The organism is Nostoc cf. commune SO-36, from assembly GCF_023734775.1.
GTDB classification, from domain to species: Bacteria; Cyanobacteriota; Cyanobacteriia; order Cyanobacteriales; family Nostocaceae; genus Nostoc; species Nostoc commune_A.
The window spans coordinates 3685166-3706704 of the sequence record NZ_AP025732.1; the positions used below are offsets into that span (position 1 = coordinate 3685166).

Annotated in this window: 19 protein-coding genes and 2 pseudogenes; 16 read left to right on the top strand and 5 right to left on the bottom strand. The window is 42.0% G+C overall.

The window, feature by feature from the left end:
- Positions 1 to 345: 345 nt before the first annotated feature.
- The 6 genes from ANSO36C_RS16565 (at position 346) to ANSO36C_RS16590 (ending at position 6089) form a co-directional block, all read left to right on the top strand.
- Entirely contained in the window at positions 346 to 3363 is a 3018-nt protein-coding gene (locus ANSO36C_RS16565) for a calcium-binding protein (RefSeq protein WP_251955423.1), read from the top strand.
- A gap of 52 nt (positions 3364 to 3415) precedes the next feature.
- On the top strand, positions 3416 to 3706 hold the full coding sequence (locus ANSO36C_RS16570; protein ID WP_251955424.1) for a hypothetical protein: 291 nt from the start codon (positions 3416 to 3418) through the stop codon (positions 3704 to 3706).
- A 7-nt stretch (positions 3707 to 3713) separates the two neighbouring features.
- On the top strand, positions 3714 to 4373 hold the full coding sequence (locus tag ANSO36C_RS34280; protein WP_323374458.1) for a bifunctional transcriptional activator/DNA repair enzyme AdaA: 660 nt from the start codon (positions 3714 to 3716) through the stop codon (positions 4371 to 4373).
- Positions 4357 to 4713, top strand: a complete 357-nt coding sequence (locus ANSO36C_RS34285) for a DNA glycosylase family protein (RefSeq protein WP_323374459.1) — start codon at positions 4357 to 4359, stop codon at positions 4711 to 4713. Before ANSO36C_RS34280 ends, ANSO36C_RS34285 begins: the two co-directional genes overlap by 17 nt.
- A 14-nt stretch (positions 4714 to 4727) precedes the next feature.
- Positions 4728 to 4994 carry a DNA-3-methyladenine glycosylase family protein gene (locus ANSO36C_RS34290; RefSeq protein ID WP_323374460.1) on the top strand — a complete coding sequence of 89 codons (267 nt, stop codon included), beginning with the start codon at positions 4728 to 4730 and terminating at the stop codon, positions 4992 to 4994.
- Positions 4995 to 5090: 96 nt separating this feature from the next.
- Positions 5091 to 6089 (top strand): DMT family transporter, encoded by a 999-nt coding sequence (locus tag ANSO36C_RS16590; protein ID WP_251955425.1) that lies wholly within the window; start codon positions 5091 to 5093, stop codon positions 6087 to 6089.
- A gap of 86 nt (positions 6090 to 6175) precedes the next feature.
- Here ANSO36C_RS16590 and dapF read toward each other — a convergent pair whose 3' ends face one another.
- Positions 6176 to 7015 (bottom strand): diaminopimelate epimerase, encoded by an 840-nt coding sequence (gene dapF / locus ANSO36C_RS16595; protein WP_251955426.1) that lies wholly within the window; start codon positions 7013 to 7015, stop codon positions 6176 to 6178.
- A 69-nt stretch (positions 7016 to 7084) separates the two neighbouring features.
- Here dapF and ANSO36C_RS16600 point away from each other — a divergent pair, with 69 nt between their 5' ends.
- Positions 7085 to 7300, top strand: coding sequence for an Hfq-related RNA-binding protein (locus tag ANSO36C_RS16600; protein WP_251955427.1), 216 nt, complete (start codon positions 7085 to 7087; stop codon positions 7298 to 7300).
- 16 nt (positions 7301 to 7316) lie between these two features.
- Here the strand turns inward: ANSO36C_RS16600 and ANSO36C_RS16605 are convergent, their stop codons facing one another.
- Complete coding sequence (locus tag ANSO36C_RS16605; RefSeq protein ID WP_251955428.1) at positions 7317 to 7529, bottom strand: hypothetical protein; 213 nt, start codon at positions 7527 to 7529, stop codon at positions 7317 to 7319.
- Between the two features lie 592 nt (positions 7530 to 8121).
- Between ANSO36C_RS16605 and ANSO36C_RS16610 the strand changes: the two genes are divergently transcribed.
- Positions 8122 to 9102, top strand: a complete 981-nt coding sequence (locus ANSO36C_RS16610) for an ABC transporter substrate-binding protein (protein ID WP_251955429.1) — start codon at positions 8122 to 8124, stop codon at positions 9100 to 9102.
- A gap of 9 nt (positions 9103 to 9111) precedes the next feature.
- Positions 9112 to 10732: pseudogene (locus ANSO36C_RS16615) on the top strand (diguanylate cyclase domain-containing protein); the annotation flags it as partial.
- A gap of 28 nt (positions 10733 to 10760) precedes the next feature.
- On the opposite strand, the gene ANSO36C_RS16620 reads toward ANSO36C_RS16615, so the two are convergent.
- Together ANSO36C_RS16620 and ANSO36C_RS16625 are read right to left on the bottom strand one after the other, a co-directional pair.
- Positions 10761 to 11489 carry an ISAzo13-like element transposase-related protein gene (locus ANSO36C_RS16620; protein WP_251955388.1) on the bottom strand — a complete coding sequence of 243 codons (729 nt, stop codon included), beginning with the start codon at positions 11487 to 11489 and terminating at the stop codon, positions 10761 to 10763.
- Positions 11490 to 11621: 132 nt separating this feature from the next.
- The gene (locus ANSO36C_RS16625; protein WP_251955430.1) at positions 11622 to 11975 is read right to left on the bottom strand and encodes a hypothetical protein; all 354 of its coding nucleotides are present in this window, start codon (positions 11973 to 11975) and stop codon (positions 11622 to 11624) included.
- A gap of 51 nt (positions 11976 to 12026) precedes the next feature.
- Here ANSO36C_RS16625 and ANSO36C_RS16630 point away from each other — a divergent pair, with 51 nt between their 5' ends.
- Positions 12027 to 12224 (top strand): diguanylate cyclase domain-containing protein, encoded by a 198-nt coding sequence (locus tag ANSO36C_RS16630; RefSeq protein ID WP_251955431.1) that lies wholly within the window; start codon positions 12027 to 12029, stop codon positions 12222 to 12224.
- Positions 12225 to 12517: 293 nt separating this feature from the next.
- Positions 12518 to 13318, top strand: coding sequence for a diguanylate cyclase (locus ANSO36C_RS16635; protein ID WP_251955432.1), 801 nt, complete (start codon positions 12518 to 12520; stop codon positions 13316 to 13318).
- Between the two features lie 31 nt (positions 13319 to 13349).
- Here the strand turns inward: ANSO36C_RS16635 and ANSO36C_RS16640 are convergent, their stop codons facing one another.
- Positions 13350 to 15689, bottom strand: a complete 2340-nt coding sequence (locus tag ANSO36C_RS16640; RefSeq protein ID WP_251955433.1) for a cation:proton antiporter domain-containing protein — start codon at positions 15687 to 15689, stop codon at positions 13350 to 13352.
- Positions 15690 to 15909: 220 nt separating this feature from the next.
- Between ANSO36C_RS16640 and ANSO36C_RS16645 the strand changes: the two genes are divergently transcribed.
- From ANSO36C_RS16645 to ANSO36C_RS16670, 5 genes and pseudogenes are all read left to right on the top strand, one after another.
- Complete coding sequence (locus ANSO36C_RS16645) at positions 15910 to 17109, top strand: ISAzo13 family transposase (protein WP_251960248.1); 1200 nt, start codon at positions 15910 to 15912, stop codon at positions 17107 to 17109.
- 292 nt (positions 17110 to 17401) lie between these two features.
- Positions 17402 to 18589: a glycosyltransferase family 4 protein gene (locus ANSO36C_RS16650; protein WP_251955434.1), complete on the top strand. Its 1188-nt coding sequence runs from the start codon at positions 17402 to 17404 to the stop codon at positions 18587 to 18589.
- Between the two features lie 520 nt (positions 18590 to 19109).
- A pseudogene (locus ANSO36C_RS16660) lies at positions 19110 to 20167 on the top strand (cyanophycinase).
- A gap of 407 nt (positions 20168 to 20574) precedes the next feature.
- Positions 20575 to 20772, top strand: a complete 198-nt coding sequence (locus ANSO36C_RS16665) for a hypothetical protein (protein ID WP_251955436.1) — start codon at positions 20575 to 20577, stop codon at positions 20770 to 20772.
- A 229-nt stretch (positions 20773 to 21001) separates the two neighbouring features.
- On the top strand, positions 21002 to 21490 hold the full coding sequence (locus ANSO36C_RS16670; protein WP_251955389.1) for an ISAzo13-like element transposase-related protein: 489 nt from the start codon (positions 21002 to 21004) through the stop codon (positions 21488 to 21490).
- Positions 21491 to 21539 lie beyond the last annotated feature (49 nt).

Genomic DNA, 21539 nt, shown 5'->3' on the forward strand with positions numbered 1-21539 from the left:
CGATGCCTACGGCGGCAAGCTACGCCCACATCGGTGCATAAAGATTCCTTCTTTTATACCTTGTCAAGTGTTCTCTATTTTCAAACTAGTAAGAGTTATGCGTTGACAAATCAACTCAATTTTTTCTGGCACTTAAGACTTAGATAGTTCTCAATACTTGGATAAGTCATGCTTACAATCTGTACGACAGAGTGAATCTTGGGCAAAAGTTCTTCACTCTCAAAGGCAAAATAAAATCTACCAAAAGCTTCAACTTTTGGCAAATTATTTGTCCCCCGAAACACCACTAACTCGATTATTGACAACTGAAGTTACTCCAAAAATCAATTCAATCAGGTAAAAGTTATGGCAATTATCATTGGAACCAGCGGTAACGATACCCTACAGGGCACTTACGATTACCCCGACAACAGAATATACACCGTAACTGGTGGCGGTGGCAAGGATATATTTTTTTACGAAGACGCGTATTTCGGTTATATCAGCACAATGACTGATTTTGGTGGAGTAGGTAAAGGAACAAACCCAACAGCAGCAGCCATTGCCGAAGTAGATACCCTAAGTTTCCAGGGCAACAATGATTACACTGCCGAAAACTTGCTCCTCACCCAGAATGACAACAATCTAGAAATCAAATTTCAAGGGCAGTTCGACGCTGGCAAAGTCATCCTGCAAAACTTTGCCTTCGAAAACCTGGATAACCTCAGCAAATCGACTGGAGCCACTGTAAACTTGGGGAATATTCTGTTTTATGGACAAACTAGCATCACCGACAGCTTTGATGTCTTCAATGCCAACTCCATCCAAAGCACTGTCTTTAGAAAAAACACAGTCACCTTCCTAAACGACCTCAACAACAATGTTAGCGGCTTTGACAATTCAAATGATGTCATTAATGGTCAGGGAGGTGATGACATTATTAATGGCTTAAGCGGCAATGACATACTGAGGGGTAGTGCAGGCAATAATACCCTCAATGGTGGTGTTGGTGATGATACCTTGAGTACTAGCGATTCACAAGGTGATAACTTGCTAAATGGAGGCGATGGCAATGATTATCTTACAGCCTCTGGCCGAAATTATAGCAGCAACTATGACCGACAAAGTTATGACGATCGCTCTTTAGGCAATAATACCCTCAACGGTGGTGTTGGTGATGATACCTTGAGTGCTAGCGGTTCACAAGGCGATAACTTGCTAAATGGGGGCGCTGGCAATGATTTTATAAACATCTCTGGGGCGAGATTTGATGACGGCAATTTTACGTACTCTGACTCTCGCTCAAATGGCAATAACACCCTTAACGGTGGTGCAGGTGATGATACCTTGAGCGCTAGCGGTTCACAAGGCGATAACTTGCTAGATGGAGGCGATGGCAATGATTTTCTCTCCATCTCTGGCTATCTTTATGCAAATACTGGCTCCTTCTCTGACTCTACCTCAGATGGCAATAACTTGCTAAATGGGGGCGATGGCAATGATACTCTCACAGCCTCTGGCGCTAGTGGAAATAATACCCTCAACGGTGGCAATGGCGACGATATCCTTACGGGTGGTAATGGCGATGATAGCCTCGCAGGTGGTGGTGGACAGGATAAATTTGTTTACAACAACGGCTCAGAGTACGAGAACCCGTATAATGAAAATATTGTTAACACTAACACTGTCACTCATACGATCGCCGATTTTGATGGAGTAGGTAAAGGAACAAACCCTACAGCAGCAGTCATTGCCGAAGTGGATACTCTGATATTGCAAAACTATAGTGGTTTCACTGCCGAAAACTTGCTCCTCACCCAGAATGGCACAAATTTGGAAATCAGCTTTCAAGGATATGGTAATACCACATTCATCCTGGAAAACTTTGCCCTGGAAAATTTGGAAAACCTCAGCAAATCCACTGGAGCCACTGTAGACTTAGGCAATATTCTGTTTTATGGGCAAACTAGCATCACAGATAGGTTTGATGTCTTCGATGCCAACTCCACCCGAAACAATGTCTTTAGAAGAAATACAGTCACTTTCCTAAACGACCTTGACAACAATGTTAGTGGCTTTGACAATTCAAATGATGTCATCAATGGTCAGGGAGGTGATGACATTATTAATGGCTTAAGTGGCAATGACATATTGAGAGGTGGTGCGGGCAATAATACTCTCAACGGTGGCGATGGAAATGATACCCTCGAAGGTGGTGCGGGCAATAACACCCTCAATGGTGGCAATGGCAATGATTCCTTAAATTTATACTCCCCATCTACCTTGGTGACTCAAACAGTAGATGGCGGAACAGGTAACGATAGCTTGTCTGTCAGTTATAGCAGTGCTACCACAGGAATAACTTCGACTTTCGATCCGATTACTAACATTGGAGCAATTTCTACAACGACGGGCACAACAGTGCTTAACTACAAAAATATTGAACAATTAAATATCACAGGTACAGCCTACGATGATTATCTTGTGGGAAGCAATGGTAATGATACGCTCCGTTCAGGCAATGACGGCAATGACACAATAAATGGCGGTGTCGGTGAAGATTTCTTGGATGGCTCGTCAGCAGGGGATAATCTCGTCAATGGAGGCGATGGCAATGATTATTTGCGGGTCTATGCTGATTCCTATTACGACGAATTAGGAGAACTTGTTTCGCCTCTGGTATCTGGCGATAACACCCTCAACGGTGGTGTTGGTAACGATGCATTGAGTATTTACAGTTCAACAGGCAATAATTTACTAGATGGGGGCGATGGCAATGATACTCTGATAGCCGTAGCCTCTAGCTATAGTGCAAATAATACCCTCAACGGTGGTGTTGGTAACGATTATTTGAATACTAGCGGTTCAAATAATCTACTAGATGGGGGCGACGGTAATGATTTTCTCTCGGCCTCTTACGGCAATGATATCCTCGAAGGTGGCAATGGCAATGATACCCTCGAAGGTGGTTACAATAATGATACCCTCGAAGGTGGTGACGGTAATGATATCCTCGGAGGTGGTGAGGGTAATGATAGACTCTATGGAATGAGTGGTACTGATACCTTTGTTTTCAATAGTTTCTATGATGGAAGTTTATATGATGGAGGACTTGATACTATTTACGACTTCAACGCCACTAATGAATTAATTCAGGTATCGGCTGCTGGCTTTGGTGGGGGATTATCAATTGGTGTACTTTCAAGTAGTCAGTTTACAATCGGAATATCTGCAACCACTGCTACTGAGAGATTTATTTATGACTCCACTACAGGTGCATTGTTCTTTGACAAAGATGGCAGTGCAAGCGCATTTACTCAGGTACAGTTTGCACAATTATCTGCTGGGTTGTCATTAACTAACAACAATTTTCTGGTTGGTTAATCAGTAATTAGAATTCCATCACACAGCAACAAGCAAAATCAGAAATCTTAAAATGCGAGGTGTTGAAAATAGCACCTCGCATTTGATTGCTCAATACAGTCAACTTTTAACAAACCAAGGCGATCGCGTCCTCATACCAATTCACGAAAAGGCTGATACACATAGATTTATCGTAGGGGCAGGCATTGCCCATTGGTGTCAACTTAAGCTAAAAGCCTTTTCAAATCTCGTTTCCAGCCTCTGGGCTGGAAATGCACTTCAATTGCGGCTCTGCCGCCAGCAAGGGAGGCGGAGCCTCAACGACAGGCATTCCCAGTCGGAGACTGGGAACGAGGCTGCGTAGCTAACGATTGAAACAGCGTTTACAGTCAGGAGAGGAAATTGCTCATGCAGTTTACGAAACCGGGTATGGTTCAAGTAGCCAACTGTATGAGAAAGCATCTAAACAACAGAGAATGACACCAAAGACTTACCAACAAGCTGGAAAGACAATCAGCATTGTCTATGCGATCGCTCCATGTCCACTAGGATATTTGCTTGTGGCAACAACAGAGAAGGGTATCTGTGCCGTTAAACTAGGTAATGAAGCAGACAAGCTTGAACACATTTTGAACCAGGAATTTCACCAAGCGCACATCATACGTGATGACCACACACACAAGGAATGGATACAAGCAATCCTTGACTTTATTGCGGGAGGTGAAACACATCTCGATTTACCGCTTGATGTCCGTGGTACAGCATTTCAAAAACAGGTGTGGGAAGCATTACAAAAAATTCCATACAGCGAAACCCGCACTTACACTGATATTGCTCGTAATATTGCCAAACCCCAAGCAGTCCGTGCTGTAGGTAATGCTTGTGGAGCTAATCCGATCGCGCTGATTGTACCGTGTCATCGGGTGCTGAGGAGTGATGGCAGTCTTGGTGGTTATCGCTGGGGAATTGAGCGCAAACAAAAACTGCTTACACAAGAATCGAAATTTCTCAAAGATGGCTCAAATACCTGAATTAGAATCGCTGACGGAAGAAAGTCTTACCCGTGGTTTAATGGTGCTTGCCAATCTCGATAGCGATTTGGCTTGGATTTTAGAAACATTGGGGCCTCCACCAATGTGGCAAAGACAACCGGGTTTTGCAACACTGTTGTGCATCATTCTGGAACAACAAGTTTCCGTAGCGGCTGCAAAAGCTGTATTTACGCGACTATGTGGAGTTGTTGTAACTTTAACGCCAGAAAACTTTCTGATATTAGATGATGCTCAATTAAAAGCGATTGGATTCAGTCGGCAAAAGATTTATACTGTCGTGGGTTGGCTCAGACCATCGCAACTGGTCAACTTGACCTAACCAAGCTGGAAACAATGGATGAAACTACTATTAGAACTGAGTTAAAGTGCCTCAAAGGTATCGGAGACTGGACAGTTGATATTTATTTGCTCATGGCGCTGCAACGTCCTGATGTCTTTCCTAAAGGAGATTTAGCGATCGCGATCGCTCTACAAAAACTCAAAAATTTAGCGACTCGTCCAACACCCGCACAACTAGAAGCAATAACACAGCACTGGCGACCGTGGCGAGCAGTTGCAGCAAGACTTTTATGGCATTATTACCTGAATAATCCCAAATAATTGCTCTTTCTCCCTTCTCTACGAGACGCTGTGCGTTCACGTAGTGTCTCGTAGAGAAGGCGCACTTGGCGGTTAGTATAATAGAGTATAAACTAAATGGCAGAAAATCAATTAAATCTAACACAAGAAAAGCCTGATAAAACTTCAAACCTCCTGCCGATAATCATAGTAATAATTGCATTATTCGCTTTATCTTCAACAGCAATATTTATTAAAATTTCTCTTAGAGAAATGAGCGCTGTTGCTACATTATTTAATCGTTTATGGATAGCGACTATTATCTTTGGTTTATGGAGTGGAATTAACCAAGCACATATTCAAATTACAGAAGATAAACCTGTATTACCACAGCAGTCCTATCCAATCAAAGAAATAGGTTTATTAATCGCAGTGGGTCTAGTTCATGTATTAGGTCGATTATCTTGGACTTGGTCGCTAACTCAGACTGGTGCTGCTAATGCTAATGCTTTAGGTAGTCTCAATCCGCTATTTACTACTTTAGGAGGATGGCTATTTTTTAATCAAATTTTTGGGCGTAAATTTATCATCGGTTTGATCTTAGCCATAATCGGTGCGATCGCAGTTGGATTTGAAGATTTATTGCGCTCCAATAACAATATTACAGGTGATGCTGTTGCCCTCATATCATCGGTTTTTTATGCAGCGAACTTTTTACTTATCGAGCAGATACGCAATAAGTTTTCAGTTCTCACGATACTTCTGTGGCGTTGTGTGATTGCAACTACATTGATGATACCAGTGGTACTAATCTTTGAAAAACAAGTTTTTCCAGTTACTTTGTCAGGGTGGTTAGTAGTATTTGCACTAGCTTCTATTTGCGAAGCTTTGGGTCATGGGCTAATTATATACAGCCTCAAAAACTTTTCATCAGGATTTATCTCTTTACTCTTACTACTCAATCCCGTGATTGTTGCAATTCTTGCTTGGATACTATTCTCGGAAAACTTGAGTATTTTTAACTTATTAGGATTGTCTCTAATTTTAGTAGGTATATATCTTGCAACTTCTAATAAAGAATCTATACAATCTAAAGTTAATACCCATATCCAATCTTCAGCAGAAAGCGAATCTTAAAAAGTTCTCATTCAGATGCGGTATAAAATTATATCGCAAGGTGTAGGGGCACGGCATACCGTGCCCCTACGGGTGTACCTTACTGGTTACAGTTTACCAGTGAATACCTTTTGGGCCGGGCCTGTCATATAAACTCGTTGGTCGATTTCTGACCATTCAATTTGCAAGGGGCCACCAGGTAATTCTATAGTTGCAGTGCGATCGCATTTCCCAGTTAACACTCCAGCCACCAAGGAAGCACAAGCACCAGTCCCGCAAGCTAATGTAATCCCAGCACCCCGTTCCCATACCCGCATTTTCAAATAGTCATGGCGTACCACTTGCATAAATTCGGTATTTATGCGTTGCGGAAAAACTGGGTGATGCTCAAATTTCGGGCCGATGGTTTCTAGCTCAATTGCTGCGACATCTTCCACAAAGGTAATGCAGTGGGGATTTCCCATATTTACACAGGTGACATCCCAAGTTTTCCCCGCCACCTCTAATGGCAGAGAAATTACTTTTTCTTCAGCGGGTGCAAGAGTGGTGGGAATTTCGCCAGCGAGTAACTTGGGTAAACCCATGTCTACTTTAACTTGACCATTAGATAAGAGTTGGGGAGTCATTACACCACCCAAAGTATGAATGCGATATGAATCTTTATTCCGGGATTCGCCCTCTAAATCTGCCAAAAAGCCAGCTAAACAGCGAATGCCATTGCCACACATTTCTGGTTCTGAACCATCGGAATTAAAAATCCGCATGGTGTAGTCCGTGCCGTTTTCTCCCGGTAGGGCAAAAATTACACCATCAGCACCGATACCAAAATGGCGATCGCACAACTTGATGGCTTGCTCTGGAGTCACTACAGGCAATGATGACAAGCGATTGTCAATCAAAATAAAGTCGTTGCCTAGACCATGATACTTAGTAAATTCGATTGCCATTTCTTCAAGGATGAATTATCAAGGATTAGTTACTCTTTATTTTGCCTTGTAGGTTCATCTTTACTAAAAATGCTTACCGAATTTGACACCACTTTACCCAGTATTAGACAAGTCCAAAACCTGATTAAACAAACAACCCCAGTAGAGTTAAAGCTGCTGACTGGCGATGTCCTCACAGGAAAGGTTTTATGGCAAGATCCACAGTGTATCTCTATTGCTGATGAAAACAGTCAGTACACCGTTTGGAAACATGCGATCGCATACATCAAGCCGAAAACAACTTAAGAGAGAAAGTTGCCTTTTATTGCTGGGTAGTGCTAATAGCGCTCTCAGCAATACCTCCATCCCCCCCTATTAAATTACTATTAAGGGCTAAGGCTGCAATCGTTTTAACAGCGAGTGTTTTAGAAGAAGAGAAAGCGATCGTTTTTTCAGTCGGGTGTAATGATTTTCTACGTAAACCTTTTGCAGAAAATACTATTTTTAATACACGGGCGAAATATCTGGGTGTCAAAAATATATTTGCTGAAAATAATTCTTAAAATTTGGAATATACAAAAGGAAATTCTATAACATCTAATAATCTAATTTGTATGTCTCAAGAAGGGATTAATCAATTCTATGAAGTTGCTTTAGAGGATGTTTGAAAAGTATTTCGCTGTGATTTTAGGTACTTAGCGATCCCCCCTAACCCCCCTTAAAAAGCTACCGTGTATACACAAGTCTTAAAAACCTAACTTGATAAGACTTTCCTCGTTTATCTCATTCCCATGCAGAGCATGGGAACGAGATAAACGAGAGAAGAATGGAAAATCAAACTTTTTTTGACTTGTGCATACACCGTAGCCTTAAAAAGGGGGGAACCGGAATCAAAGTCCCCCTTATTAAGGGCGATTTAGGGGGGATCTAGAACGTTTTAATACCTACAATAGGACTTTTCAAACAACCTCTTACAATCAAATATTAATCTTTTTATATAATTAATTAGAAATATTACAAGCTTTTAATTAAAATCTTAACAAAAACTATACGTAGATTTGAATTTAAAAAAATAGTTTATTTAGTTGAATATTCGTTCATAATTATTAAATCATATCAAGTATTTTATGTTTAAATACCTCAGATACATTAGTGTTTTTCTGATTACTGTTTATTTGCTATTTGCTTGTCATGCTTCAGCACCAACCGAATTTAAACGCTCTCCGTTGAAAGTGGTATTTGCATCTTTTGTTGGGGAGTATCCAGGTATCATTGCTCAAGAAAAAGGATTCTTCAAAGCCCAAGGTGTAGATGTGGAACTAATTCATAAACGATACACCCAATTGGGAAGAGCAAACTTCAGTGCAGGTAAGTATGACGGTATTTCATTATCTTTAGGAAGTATTATCATCTTGAGTGCCACAAATCCAGATATACAAGGCGTGCTAGTTATAGATGAATCAACAGGAGCAGATGTGGTGGTCGCCCAATCACAAATTAAAATCGTCGCTGACTTGAAAGGGAAAAAACTGGGCGCAAATCTAGGCGGTTTTAGCGAAGTTTTCGTGACTGAGATGTTTAAAAGTGCCAACTTAACCAGCGATGATGTGAAGTTGGTTAAATTAGAAGCTTTAGAAATTCCTCAAGGACTGAAAAATAATGTTATTCAAGCCGGACACACTTGGGAGCCTCATCTTTCTCAAATTATTAAATTAGGAGGACATATCATATTTACCAGCAAACAAACTCCTGGCTTGATTGTAGATATGATTATTTTTCGCGGTGATACAGTCCGCGATCGCCCCGAAGACGTTCGTGCATTTGTGCGAGGATGGTTACAAGCCGCAACCTATTGGAGGGCAAATCTTCAAGAAGGAAACGCGATCATCAGCAAAGCCTTAAAAATTCCTAGCAATACAATCTCTCTAGAGGGAGTAAACTTAACTGATTTAGCTCAAAATCAAAAATTATTTCAATCTAGTAACCCTAACTCTATTTACAAAACTGCCAAGATATATGCAGACTTTTTTATTCGCTCGGGAAACTTGACGCGCATTCCTGAGCTAGAAAGTTTGTTCAATTCTTCCTTCTTGAACCCTCCCCTCTAGTTTAAAGCCATGCAGCAGACTTTTTTGGGCAGCATTCGGACAAAGTTGATCGCCTCGTTTCTGATTGTTGCTTTGATTCCTTTGCTGTTATTGGCATTTATCAACAAACAGACAACTGAAAAAGCACTAACTGATAACGCTCAACAAGCCCTATCTGCGGCGGCTAACGAAACCAGTAACAGAATAGATGCTTTTATTGATGCAAATCTCAATGCCGTGCGTGTAGAGGCGCTTTTACCAGGTTTGGCACGCTACCTCAGCCTCACTCCAAAACAGCGAGATGACAGCCCCGAAATGCAATTGGCGACGGAAACATTAATTCGTCTCAGTCGCAAAGATATGCTGAATATTATCTCTTATGCTTTGCTCGACTTAAAGGGGAAAAATGTCTTGGATATACTTACACTCGACATTGGCAAAGATGAATCAGTTCAAGATTATTTTAATAAACCACTGCAAACTGAGTTCTCCTTTGTTTCTAGCATGAAGCGATCGCCGAAAATTACTGACCTTGTTACTCTCTATTTTAGCAGTCCGGTTCGCAATGCCGAAGGAGATATATTAGGTGTATTGCGTGTCTCATACAATGCTACTGTTGTTCAACAGTTAGTAAATCGAGAAACTGAACGATCTGGAAAAAAATCTTTTGCTATTCTTTTAGATGAAAACAATATTTATCTAGCACATAGTATTGCACCAAAACTGCTTTTTAAATCCATTATGCCTCTGCCTTTAAATGTGGTAACTCAATTACAAAGGGAAGGGCGTTTGCCTAATTATCCTATCAAGGAATTGACAAATAATGAGTTAAAACTTCAGCAAGCATTGGATAGTAAACAATCGTCTTTAATTGCATCTTTGTCAGGAACAGGTAATCAGGTTAATCTGATTGCGATCGCTCGTTTAAAATATCAACCTTGGTCTGTGTTGTTTGCACAGCCTCTTGCTATTGCTTTAGCACCTGTAGAAAAGCAAATCCGTGACGCAATGTTTCTATTTGCATTTATCGCTTCAGCAGTGACAATCATCGCTTTTTCTATTGGACAACTGCTAACAAAGCCAATAATTTATCTTACCAATATAGTTTTCCAGTTTACCGCAGGTAACTTAGATATCCGCGCCAAAGTTAGCTCAAAAGACGAAATAGGCCAACTAGCTAAATCGTTTAACAACATGGCACTTCAGTTACAAACATCTTTGGAAACTTTGGAACAACGGGTACAGGAGAGAACAGCAGAGTTAGTAATTGCGAAAGAAAAAGTAGAAGATGCAAATCAGAAACTAGAACAACTGGTAAATCTAGATGGTTTGACTAAGGTGGCTAACCGTCGCTGCTTCGATGGACGACTGCAAGCAGAATGGAAACGCCTTGTACGAGAGCAACAACCCCTGTCACTGATTTTATTAGATGTTGATAAATTCAAATCTTACAATGACTACTATGGTCATCTTGGAGGCGATGATTGTCTAATTAGAATAGCGCAAACAGTGCAACAGACAGTTTCATCGTCCTACTGATCTCGTGGCGCGTTACGGTGGAGAAGAATTTTCGATACTCCTCCCCAATACTGACTTAGCGGGGTCAATCAAAGTAGCAGAAAATATTCAACAAGCAATCTACGATCAGGCTAGGGACTTGCAAGAAAATAAAGTACCAGCTAAACAGGGACAATAGTAATATCCCATTTGGGTAATGTTTCAGAACGCTGCCATTGGGGTTGGTATTGTTCTAACTCTTGCGAGAGAACCTTGATTCCTTTGTGATATGTGGTTTGAACCAGATGTACAATGGGAGCAATTCCTTTCCAAGTCATATTGGCGGCCCATTGTGCTGCGGCGGCAACAGAATCTAAAATCGCACCATTCCAATAGTTCTCCAAGGCAGCCCAACACCGCTCTATTGGATTGTACTTGCTATGGTAAGGGGGATAATAAATCAGTCGAATTTTTAAATTAATTGCACAAGACAACTCAACCATGCGTTTGATAAATTGTGTGCGGTTACTGCGAGTAGCGGCACCGCCATCAAGATCAATCACCCACTCATCAAGTTCCAGGTAATTGTGTTGATTCTCATGCCACCAAGCGGTTAAACAATCGACGATAAAATCACTGGTTTCCGCCGACTGACCCAAGTAAATCGATAGCTGGTCATTATGTGTATTGAGAATGCCAAAGGGAACTAAGACTGATGACCACTGTGTATCGTGGTCATCAGCAGCTTTCGCCTCCATTGTCCGAGCTTTACCGCCTCTAGAAAGGTTGCCAATCTTCACCTTAGCTTTAGTATCTATAGACACTCGCAACGATTTGGGGTTTTCATCTGATGCCTGATTCTCCCGGAACACATTCTCGAAAATGGCATCAGTTTGCGGAATCTTTTTCAAGGGTTTCGTTTTTTGTGTTTTTTTAGGCGATACCTTAAGCGATGAGAATTTCTCCACAAGTTTGACGAGATGGCAATTCGCTCTCGTTATAGCCATGAACACTTACTAATGACTTCTCTTACTGCTCTGGCACTAATGCGGGCATACAGAAAGGTCGCATTGAATTTTAGGGTCGGCTTGAGCTTGAGCATCCACCAATGAACGAATATCTGCTTCTAAGTTGGGCAATACCTCAATACTATTGTGTCGTCCCCTTGCCTGATAATTCTCTACACAGACTATCCCCGTCCGCCTTTCATGCAAGCCGAGTTGCACACTCTGGCGATTCCATCCCATAACGGTTTCTGCAATGCGTGCTGAACTATCGAAGTAATCTTCGGTAACTTTTGCCATGAAATCTCGTTTGCGATTGCTAGTCAGTTTCTGTGCTGCATCTTTAAAGGTCGATTTGATGGTGTCGGTGAGCATGAATTGAGGGATTCCCATTCTAGATATTTAAACTAGGCGCGGACAGTTCACCGCTTCTTCTCTTCTAGAATGGCTGGTATTTTATTTTCTTGCAAGTCCCCTATTCCCCATGTACGGTCTGATGTCAAGAATATCGTTACCCTTAGTTTTGGTATTACTTGTGTCATACCCACTTACGACATCAAGCCAGATACACTCATCGCTTCAGCCGATAAAGCACTTTACAATGCTAAACAAAAGGGGCGCGATCGCTATTGTACTCATTAGATATAGCCTTTTGACCCTAGAATCCCCCGTTTTGGGGGGAGTGTCAAATTTTTCTATTCCAAAAGTAATAAAACAGACATCAATCAAATAAACGTCTAATATAATTAAATTCTTATATATATAGATTAAGATGATTGTGGAGTTAGACAATCTCCCTTCTTATTGCCAAATATTTAGTTCTTGGCTAGCATCCGGCTATCAAGATGAGTCATGTTTACTGCGGGGGCAGGCATTGCAAGAGGCTTTAGGACTGGGCAGAGGGCAAAAGCTTAAGCAATTTGGAATATAAGTTTTTGGTAGCCAGCCAAGAACTAGAGCGTCGCCAACTTCAGCAAAAACTAGAAGCGAAGAATGAAGAATTGCAGCGATTAAGTACTATAGCTACTATCGATTTTTTAACTCAACTAGCTAACCGCCGGCGATTTGAAGAGTATCTTCATATTGAGTGGCGGCGCATGACACGCTCACAACAGCCCCTCTCCCTCATCCTTGTTGATGTAGATTTCTTCAAATCCTACAACGATACCTATGGTCATCCAATGGGTGATCGCTGTCTTATTAAAATTGCTAGAGCCATCAAAGATGTTGTTCAACGTCCTGCTGATTTAGTTGCCCGTTATGGTGGGGAAGAATTTGCTGTAATTTTGTCTAATACAGACATACTTGGTGCGGCTCACATTGCAGAAAAAATTTGCTTTGCTGTACGGAAACTGGCAATTTCCCATGAAAATTCACAAATTAGTTCTTATGTAACCGTGAGTACTGGGTTAGCTACAGTAATTCCAACATTTAACTCTAGCTTTCAAAAAATAATTGTGGCGGCGGATAGAGCATTGTATCAAGCAAAGGCAGCAGGACGCGATCGTGTCTGCTTTCAAGAGCAAACTGAAAATCTAGAAGTAAAGCGGATTGCAACTCTTGCAAAGCTGTTCCTCTCAGATAAGTTGTTCATTAGAGAGGAATTATGGCTCTCCATACAGAAATCCCAGCAGATTAGGGAGCAAAACCAACAGCTTATCAAGCAAATCCAACTGGGTATGCAGAAAAACGGCCAGATTATGCAGAAAAGGCGCCAGATTATGCAGAAAATCTGACAGGGAAAAACTGATGACCAATGACTAATGATTAATCCGACAAATTATCCATAGGCAGAAACTCTTTGAGCGCTTCTGCTGAGGCAGCTTTTACCACTGGAAGAGAAAGGGGTACTGAAGTGGCGATCGCAAATAACCCTTCTAGTTGACTCAGACCTGTCAAGCCACCACATAATAATACTTGGTCGCCAACTCGCAAGTCCATACCGCCATCAGGATAGCGAATAAACTTACCATCTCGCCGGATTGCTTGTACCTGTACTCCATATTGCTTGGCGATATCTAAATCTGCAAGGGTTTTACCAAGCGTTGGCGTATCTGCATTGACTGTAACCCACTGGCAAGCACTATTTTCTCCAGGAACAGCAGCTTGTCCCTTAGCGAATTCTGCTAAAGCCGCCAGTTCTTCATCTGCTCCCACTACCAGCAAGCGATCGCCTTCTGCCAATTTGGTTTGATTATTGGGATAATCGATTTCATCGCCGTTAGCGCGGCGAATTGCCATTAAACTCGCTCCTGTTAGATAGCGCATATCTGCTTCTTCTATGCTCATGCCAATTAAGGGCGAATCATCTGGTAAAGGATACCAGCGCTGATTTAAATCACGCGTAGCTTGGCGCAAATCACGAGCAACTTCAGTCGCAGAACGCTCTGGGCGAAAATCTAAATAATGATCGTTGCGGATTTGCTGCATTTCTTGTTGCACGACAGCTGACGACAACAAACCTAAACTAGTTAATAAATGAGTTGCCATTTCTAAGCTGGCTTCAAACTCTGGTTGTACAACCTCTTTTGCTCCCAATTGATACAGCACTTCAATATTTTTATCCTGGGTAGCACGGACAACCAAATCTAATTCTGGGCGCAATTCCAAAGCGCGTTTCAAGCAAAGACGGGTACTCATGGGGTCTGGAAGTGCGATCGCCATTCCTTTGGCATGACTCACCCCGGCGGTTTCCAGAACGTGTAAACTTACGCAATTGCCATAGACATAAGACACCCCAGCCTCACGCAACTGCTGAATTCTACTCTCTGATTGGTCAATTACCACCACAGGTATGTCGTGTTGCAGCAACAACTTCACTAAATTTTTGCCGACTCGTCCATAACCGCAGACTACCAGATGATCTTTGAAGGGCAAATCTTCCGACACATCCCGTACCTCATCTTCTTGTAAATACGGTTTCAACCAGGGCATTGATTCGGCAAAGTTAAATAAAAATGGCACTAACCGCAATACAAAGGGAGTAAGCATGAGAGTGACTGCGGTGGTTCCCAAAATTAATAAGTATATCTGCCGAGACACCAGCCCCAAAGACTGCCCTTTGCTGGCGAGAACAAAGGAAAATTCCCCAATTTGCGCCAGTCCCAAACCGGCGATTATCGCTGTTTTCAAAGGGTAGCGGAATAATTTTACTAGGGGCGTGATAATTAAAAACTTACCTACGAAAACTATTGCCACCAACGCTAAAATCAATTCCAGGTTGTTCCACAAAAACACTGGGTCAATTAACATCCCAATGGCGGCAAAAAATAAACTGGCAAAGATATCTCGCAGTGGTTCGACATAAGTCAAGGTTTGATCGGCGTACTCCACCTCAGAAATCATCAAACCGGCGACAAATGCCCCCATTTCAATGGACAATCCTAAATACTCTGTTAACAGGGCAATTCCTAAACACAGGGCTACAACTCCTAATAAAAATAGTTCTCGGCTTTCAGTCCGGGCTAACAGTCGCAACAAAGGCGGTATCAGCCAAATTCCCGCAGCTACTGCACCGGCAGCAAATAAAGCAATCCACAGCAGCGCTGTCAGCACAGCAATACCAATGGTTTCTGCTGGTTGGTTGAGGGCTGGTAAGACTGCTAACATTAATCCTAATGCCAAGTCCTGTACCACCAAAATTCCCAACATTACTTGTCCGTGCGGCGTTTCAGTTTCGTTGCGCTCCATCAAGCACTTGAGGACAACCGCCGTGGAAGACAAAGACAGAATACACCCCAAAAACATCCCCTTCGCAGGTAAAGCTCCCCAGGCTCCGCTTAACCCGCATACTACAACTGTCACCAAAATCGTTAGAGCAATTTGGAGTCCACCACCGCCAAGAGCGATCGCTTTTACCTTTTTGAGTTCCGCTAAGGAAAATTCCACACCCAAGGCGAATAACAAAAAGGCAACCCCGAACTGTGCCAGAGTCTCTACTTGAATAAGTTCTTTAATTAATCCCAGTCCGGCTGGGCCAATGATCATCCCGCCAATCAGATATCCAAGCAACACGGGTTGTCGCAAAAGCGCCGCCAACAAACCACCACAGGCGGCAACGCCTAGAACTAAAACCAAATCAACAATTAGCCTAAAATCTTCTTGCACCAGTTTTAAAAGAACTATTAAGACCTATTAATTCAGCATACAAAGTTTTATGATCTCAAACAGCTTGTTTGGTGAAGGAGCGAGAGAATTTGCATATTGGGCAGGGAGCAAGAAGGATGTGGGGCAATAATCAATAAGAGAACTCCACAGAATAATTGATCCTATGATAAGAGAAAGATAAATTCAGTGTGCAGTCTAGCTCATGTATCCAAAATCTATCATTCAACTCACCGCGCACCTAAAATCTCTGTACATCAAAACAGCGAAAAAACTCAAGGGAAGTGACCGAAGACAATTCATGGCAGAAGTAGTCAAAGGTTTGGGAATAGGTGGACAAACTGTGGCGGAAAGGGAGTTGGGATGGAATAGGCGCACTATCCGTAAAGGGATGCAGGAGTTAGAGAGTGGTCAGCCTTTTATTGATGGTTTCAGGCGTAGTGGACGCAAGCGGGCTGAAGCAAAATTATCAAACTTGTTGAGGGATATAAAATCGTTAGTAGACCCACAAAGTCAAACTGACCCCAGTTTTAAAAGTATACGTTTGTATACACGCATGACGGCAAGCGAAGTCCGTCGTCAACTAATTGAACAATTTGGTTACACAGAGGAAGAACTACCTTCATCAGAAACAATTCGACGAAAATTGAATGATTTAGGCTATACCTTAAAAAGAGTTCTGAAAACCAAGCCTATCAAGAAAATTCCCGAAACAGAAGCGATTTTTGAACAAGTTGAACAAATTAATAGTGAAGCTGACAATGACCCTCATACTCTGCGAATTTCCATTGATGCTAAGGTAGCAGTTAAGATTGGAGAATTTGACCGTGGGGGTAAAAATCGAATGCCAACCATCTCAGTAGACCACGACTTCCCGACGGAGATAACTCTGATTCCCTACGGCATTTTTATACCTGAATACAACGAGTTATTTTTATTCTTTGTTTCTTCCAAATTAACCGCTGATTGTATTGTTGATTTGCTTGAAAGCTGGTGGCAAACTGTCAAACACAGATTTGCTCATATTCAAAAACTGGTGATTAATCAGGATAATGGACCTGAAAATAATTCTCGCCGCACTCAATTTATGAAGCGGATTGTAGATTTTGGTACATCATCTCAACTGACGTTACAACTTGCTTATTATCCGCCTTATCATAGCAAATATAACCCGATAGAACGTTGTTTTGGCTGGTTAGAACAGCATTGGAATGGTAGTTTACTTGACACTGTTGAGACTGTACTGAATTTCGCCCAAACTCTCACATTTAAGGGTAAAAATCCGGTGGTCACATTGGTAGAAACAGTTTATTCTACAGGAGTTAAACTTACTACCTCCGCTATGGCAGAAATTGAAACACAGATTCACCGCCTCCCCAATCTCAGAAAATGGTTTGTAGAAATTTTTGCTAAACCCACATAGCTATTGGATCATTTTTTTTGTGGAGTTCTCTAATGCGATCGCTAACTAGCCCAAAAATTATGTTTGTTAAGCAAAATTTCACCCAACTAAAACAGCTGCCGAAAAAAGCCAAAAAACAAATCACGAATTATACCTTACTTCCCACTCATCGCCCAGAGTTGATAAGCTTAAAAAAAATAACTGTTAAAAAATCTAAAAATTTTAGTAAAAGTACTCACTGCATTCGCCAGACTTGTATTTTTAGGTAAATGTAGTTTTTTAGATATTTGTAAAGTATCGGGGAGTCTAGTAGATGAAGATACTGGTATTGAGTTGGGAGTTTCAACCAAGGATTGTTGGGGGAATTGCGCGGCACGTCGCAGAGTTGTATCCAGAACTGGTAAAGCTAGGATATGAAATTCACCTGATTACAGCAGAATTTGGTCAGGCATCGATGTACGAGGTGGTTGAGGGAATAAAGGTGCATCGAGTGCCAGTTCCACATAGCAACGACTTTTTCCACTGGGTAGTAAATCTCAACCTGAGTATGGGAGATCACGGCGGAAAGTTGATCTTGGAGGAAGGGCCGTTTGATTTAATTCATGCCCATGATTGGTTAGTGGGAGATGCGGCGATCGCTCTTAAGCATAATTTTAAAATACCACTCATTGCCACAATTCACGCTACCGAATACGGACGCTACAACGGTATTCACACAGACATTCAAGGCTATATAAATGGTAAAGAAACCTTACTGGCTGACAATGCTTGGCGGATTATTGTTTGTAGCGACTATATGCGCCAAGAAGTAGAACGAGCGCTACATAGTCCTTGGGATAAAATCGATGTCATTTATAACGGTATCCGAGCCGAAAAGAAACAGCATCACGTAGATTTTCATGCTCTGGATTTTCGCCGCCAATTCGCCACAGATCATGAGCAAATAGTTTATTACCTCGGTCGCATGACTTACGAAAAGGGTATACCTGTATTGCTCAATGCCGCACCTAAGATTCTTTCCCAAATGGGAGGTAACGTTAAATTTGTAATTGTTGGCGGCGGCAATACTGACCATCTCAAGCGCCAAGCCTGGGATTTGGGAATTTGGCATCATTGTTATTTTACAGGTTTTCTCTCTGATAGATACTTAGATAGATTCCAAACTGTCGCTGACTGTGCTGTTTTTCCTAGCCTTTACGAACCCTTTGGAATTGTGGCTTTAGAAAGCTTTGCTTCTCGTGTTCCTGTAGTAGTTTCTGATACTGGCGGTTTTCCAGAAGTGGTGCAACATACTAAAACAGGTATTGTGACTTGGGTAAACAATTCTGATTCTTTAGCTTGGGGAATTTTGGAAGTGTTGAAAAATCCCGGATATCGGCAATGGCTGGTGGATAATGCTTATGAAGATTTAGAGCGACGCTTTAGCTGGCCCAAATTAGCCAAGCAAACCGATCAAGTTTATCAGCGAGTTGTGGAAGAGCGATCGCAAATTGCCTGGTAGTAGGCTAGCAAAACTAGGTTACAGCAGTTTTCTTTTGCATGAGGTACAAAGTCACTGGTTTTGAGGCAGAAGGCAGATCGCGCAGCGTGTCGTAGACAAGGCAGGATGGAAGAAGAATAATTTGATTTGTGAATCCTTGGTTCTGTACCTCATTAGTTGCGAAGTGCTGTAACTTACGAGGATCTACTTGGAAAATGCTTTTACCATCTTTCCGTGTGCATTGTATCTAAAAGAGAAGCGCTATAAAGGACACAACCAATGTGTAGATTTTCGCATAGTAGCGTAGAGATTAAAAAACAGTACAAGACCTGTACGCTGGAAATTTTACCCTCTCTAGTGCGACAGTTAAGCTAATGCGCGTTTAGATTGCATATTTTTCGTTAAGACTGTCATTTGTTATTGATTATTTACAAAGGATGACTGATAAATGACTAATGACAATGGACAAATTTCACGAATAAATAAGCAATTAAGATGCGTCATAGCCTAGCAATAATTGCAGTTTGTCCAGAAGCTTAGTATGACAAAGGCATTCCCAAGCATAGCAAGGCGCTTGAAAAATACAGGAATCAAGTTGTTGAAGATGGGAACCTCTCTAATAACCCGTTTTATCGAAAACTGGAAACGCTACTTTCTGGGTGACACTGTTGATGTTGATGTTGATGTCCGTCCCTCCTCCTCCCTTGATGTCCGTCCTTCCTTAATGGGGGCCAGTCCTGAGTTTGGGTGGAGGTGGCCCCGATGTCGATGATGCTATTCAGTGGATGATTAACCAAGTTCGAGGAAGTAGTAACTCCGATAATAGAGTTAATGTTGTAGTTCTTCGCACTAGTGGTACTCACGATTACAATCGGCTAATTTATGCCATGAAAGGCGTAAAATCAGTGGAAACTCTTTTGGTTCGCAATAGACAAGAAGCAAACAAAGCCGAGATTTTTGAAAAAGTCAAAAATGCTGATGTAGTTTTCTTTGCTGGCGGCGACCAATGTCAATACATCCGCAACTGGAAAGATACCAAGCTTGAGGCTGCCGTCAAGTCAGTTTACCTTAAGGGAGGTGGTATTGGTGGCACAAGTGCGGGTGCAATGATCCAAAGTGATTGTGTCTATGATGCTTGCGCTTCTTCTGAAAAGGGCATTGAAACTAGAGATGCACTTGAAGATCCTTACCGAGATATTACTTTTACTTACAACTTTTTCAATTGGAGTAATTTGAAAGGAACTATCGTAGATACACACTTCGATAGGCGGGAAAGAATGGGTAGAATTATGACTTTCATTGCCCGTCAAATTAAGGATGGTGTATCTAGCAGTGTTTTAGGTATAGCGGTTAGTGAAAGTACATCGGTTCTTGTCGATAGAAACGGTTTGGTGAAAGTTATGGGTAGGGGTGCGGCATACTTTGTACTTGGCAATCATCTGCCGGAAGTATGTGAACCCCGAACGCCTTTGACCTTTTCCAATTACAAAATTTGGAAAGTTCGCAGTGGCGACACCTTTTAATCTTAAAAACCGACCAACTTCTGGGTACTATCTCAGGAGTGTTAAGAAGGGACGGATTGATTCAAATCCGTATTGAGTGGGGAGCAGGGGAAGCAAGAGTGGAATAACTAATAGACATCTCCGAAAAAGAATGTAGAGACGTAGCACTGCTACGTCTCTACAAGGTTTCTGGGTAACGCATATTTAATTTCTGGAGATGTCTAATGTTTAATGCCTAATGACCCCCTCCATGCCCAAAGTTATATTTATTCGATTATGCAAATTAGATGTTTTCTAGCTTATTTTTGAACAAGTCTAATGTATGAGCAGTGGATATCAACACAAAATTTAATCCTAGTACTTGAGTGAATGGCACTAAGAAAAGGCGAAAGGCTTGTTTAACCTCGTTCCTAGTCTGAAGACTGGGAATGTATTCCAAGAGGCAGCAGCCTCCTCTTTCTTGACCCTATGGTGTACACACAAGTTTCTTGACCTGCACCTTTAATGCATCGACCCGCACCTTTAATGCATCGACCTGCACCTTTGATGCATCAACCTGCACCTTTGATGCATCGACTTGCACCTTTAATGCATCGACTTGCACCTTTGATGCATCGACCTGCACCTTTAATGCATCGACTTGCACCTTTAATGCATCGACCTGCAAAAATTAACCTTCCCTATGTTACGCAACAACTCTAGAAGACTTGTGTGTACACCGTAGCTTTCTTGATCCAGAGGTGGAGCCTCCCAGAATGCGTTCCCGCCTGGAGCCTGGGAACGAGGCAACACAAGCCCGGATTTCTCACCACACCTCTTAAAGCCTGTGCAAGTGCCGGGGAGAAGTAAGGGACTTGCAAGAAAATAAAATACCAGCCATTCTAGAAGAGAAGAAGCGGTGAACTGTCCGCGCCTAGTTTAAATATCTAGAATGGGAATCCCTCAATTCATGCTCACCGACACCATCAAATCGACCTTTAAAGATGCAGCACAGAAACTGACTAGCAATCGCAAACGAGATTTCATGGCAAAAGTTACCGAAGATTACTTCGATAGTTCAGCACGCATTGCAGAAACCGTTATGGGATGGAATCGCCAGAGTGTGCAACTCGGCTTGCATGAAAGGCGGACGGGGATAGTCTGTGTAGAGAATTATCAGGCAAGGGGACGACACAATAGTATTGAGGTATTGCCCAACTTAGAAGCAGATATTCGTTCATTGGTGGATGCTCAAGCTCAAGCCGACCCTAAATTTCAATCGACCTTTCTGTATGCCCGCATTAGTGCCAGAGCAGTAAGAGAAGCATTAGTAAGTGTTCATGGCTATAACGAGAGCGAATTGCCATCTCGTCAAACTTGTGGAGAAATTCTCAATCGCTTAGGGTATCGCCTAAAAAAACACAAAAAACGAAACCCTTGAAAAAGATTCCGCAAACTGATGCCATTTTCGAGAATGTGTTCCGGGAGAA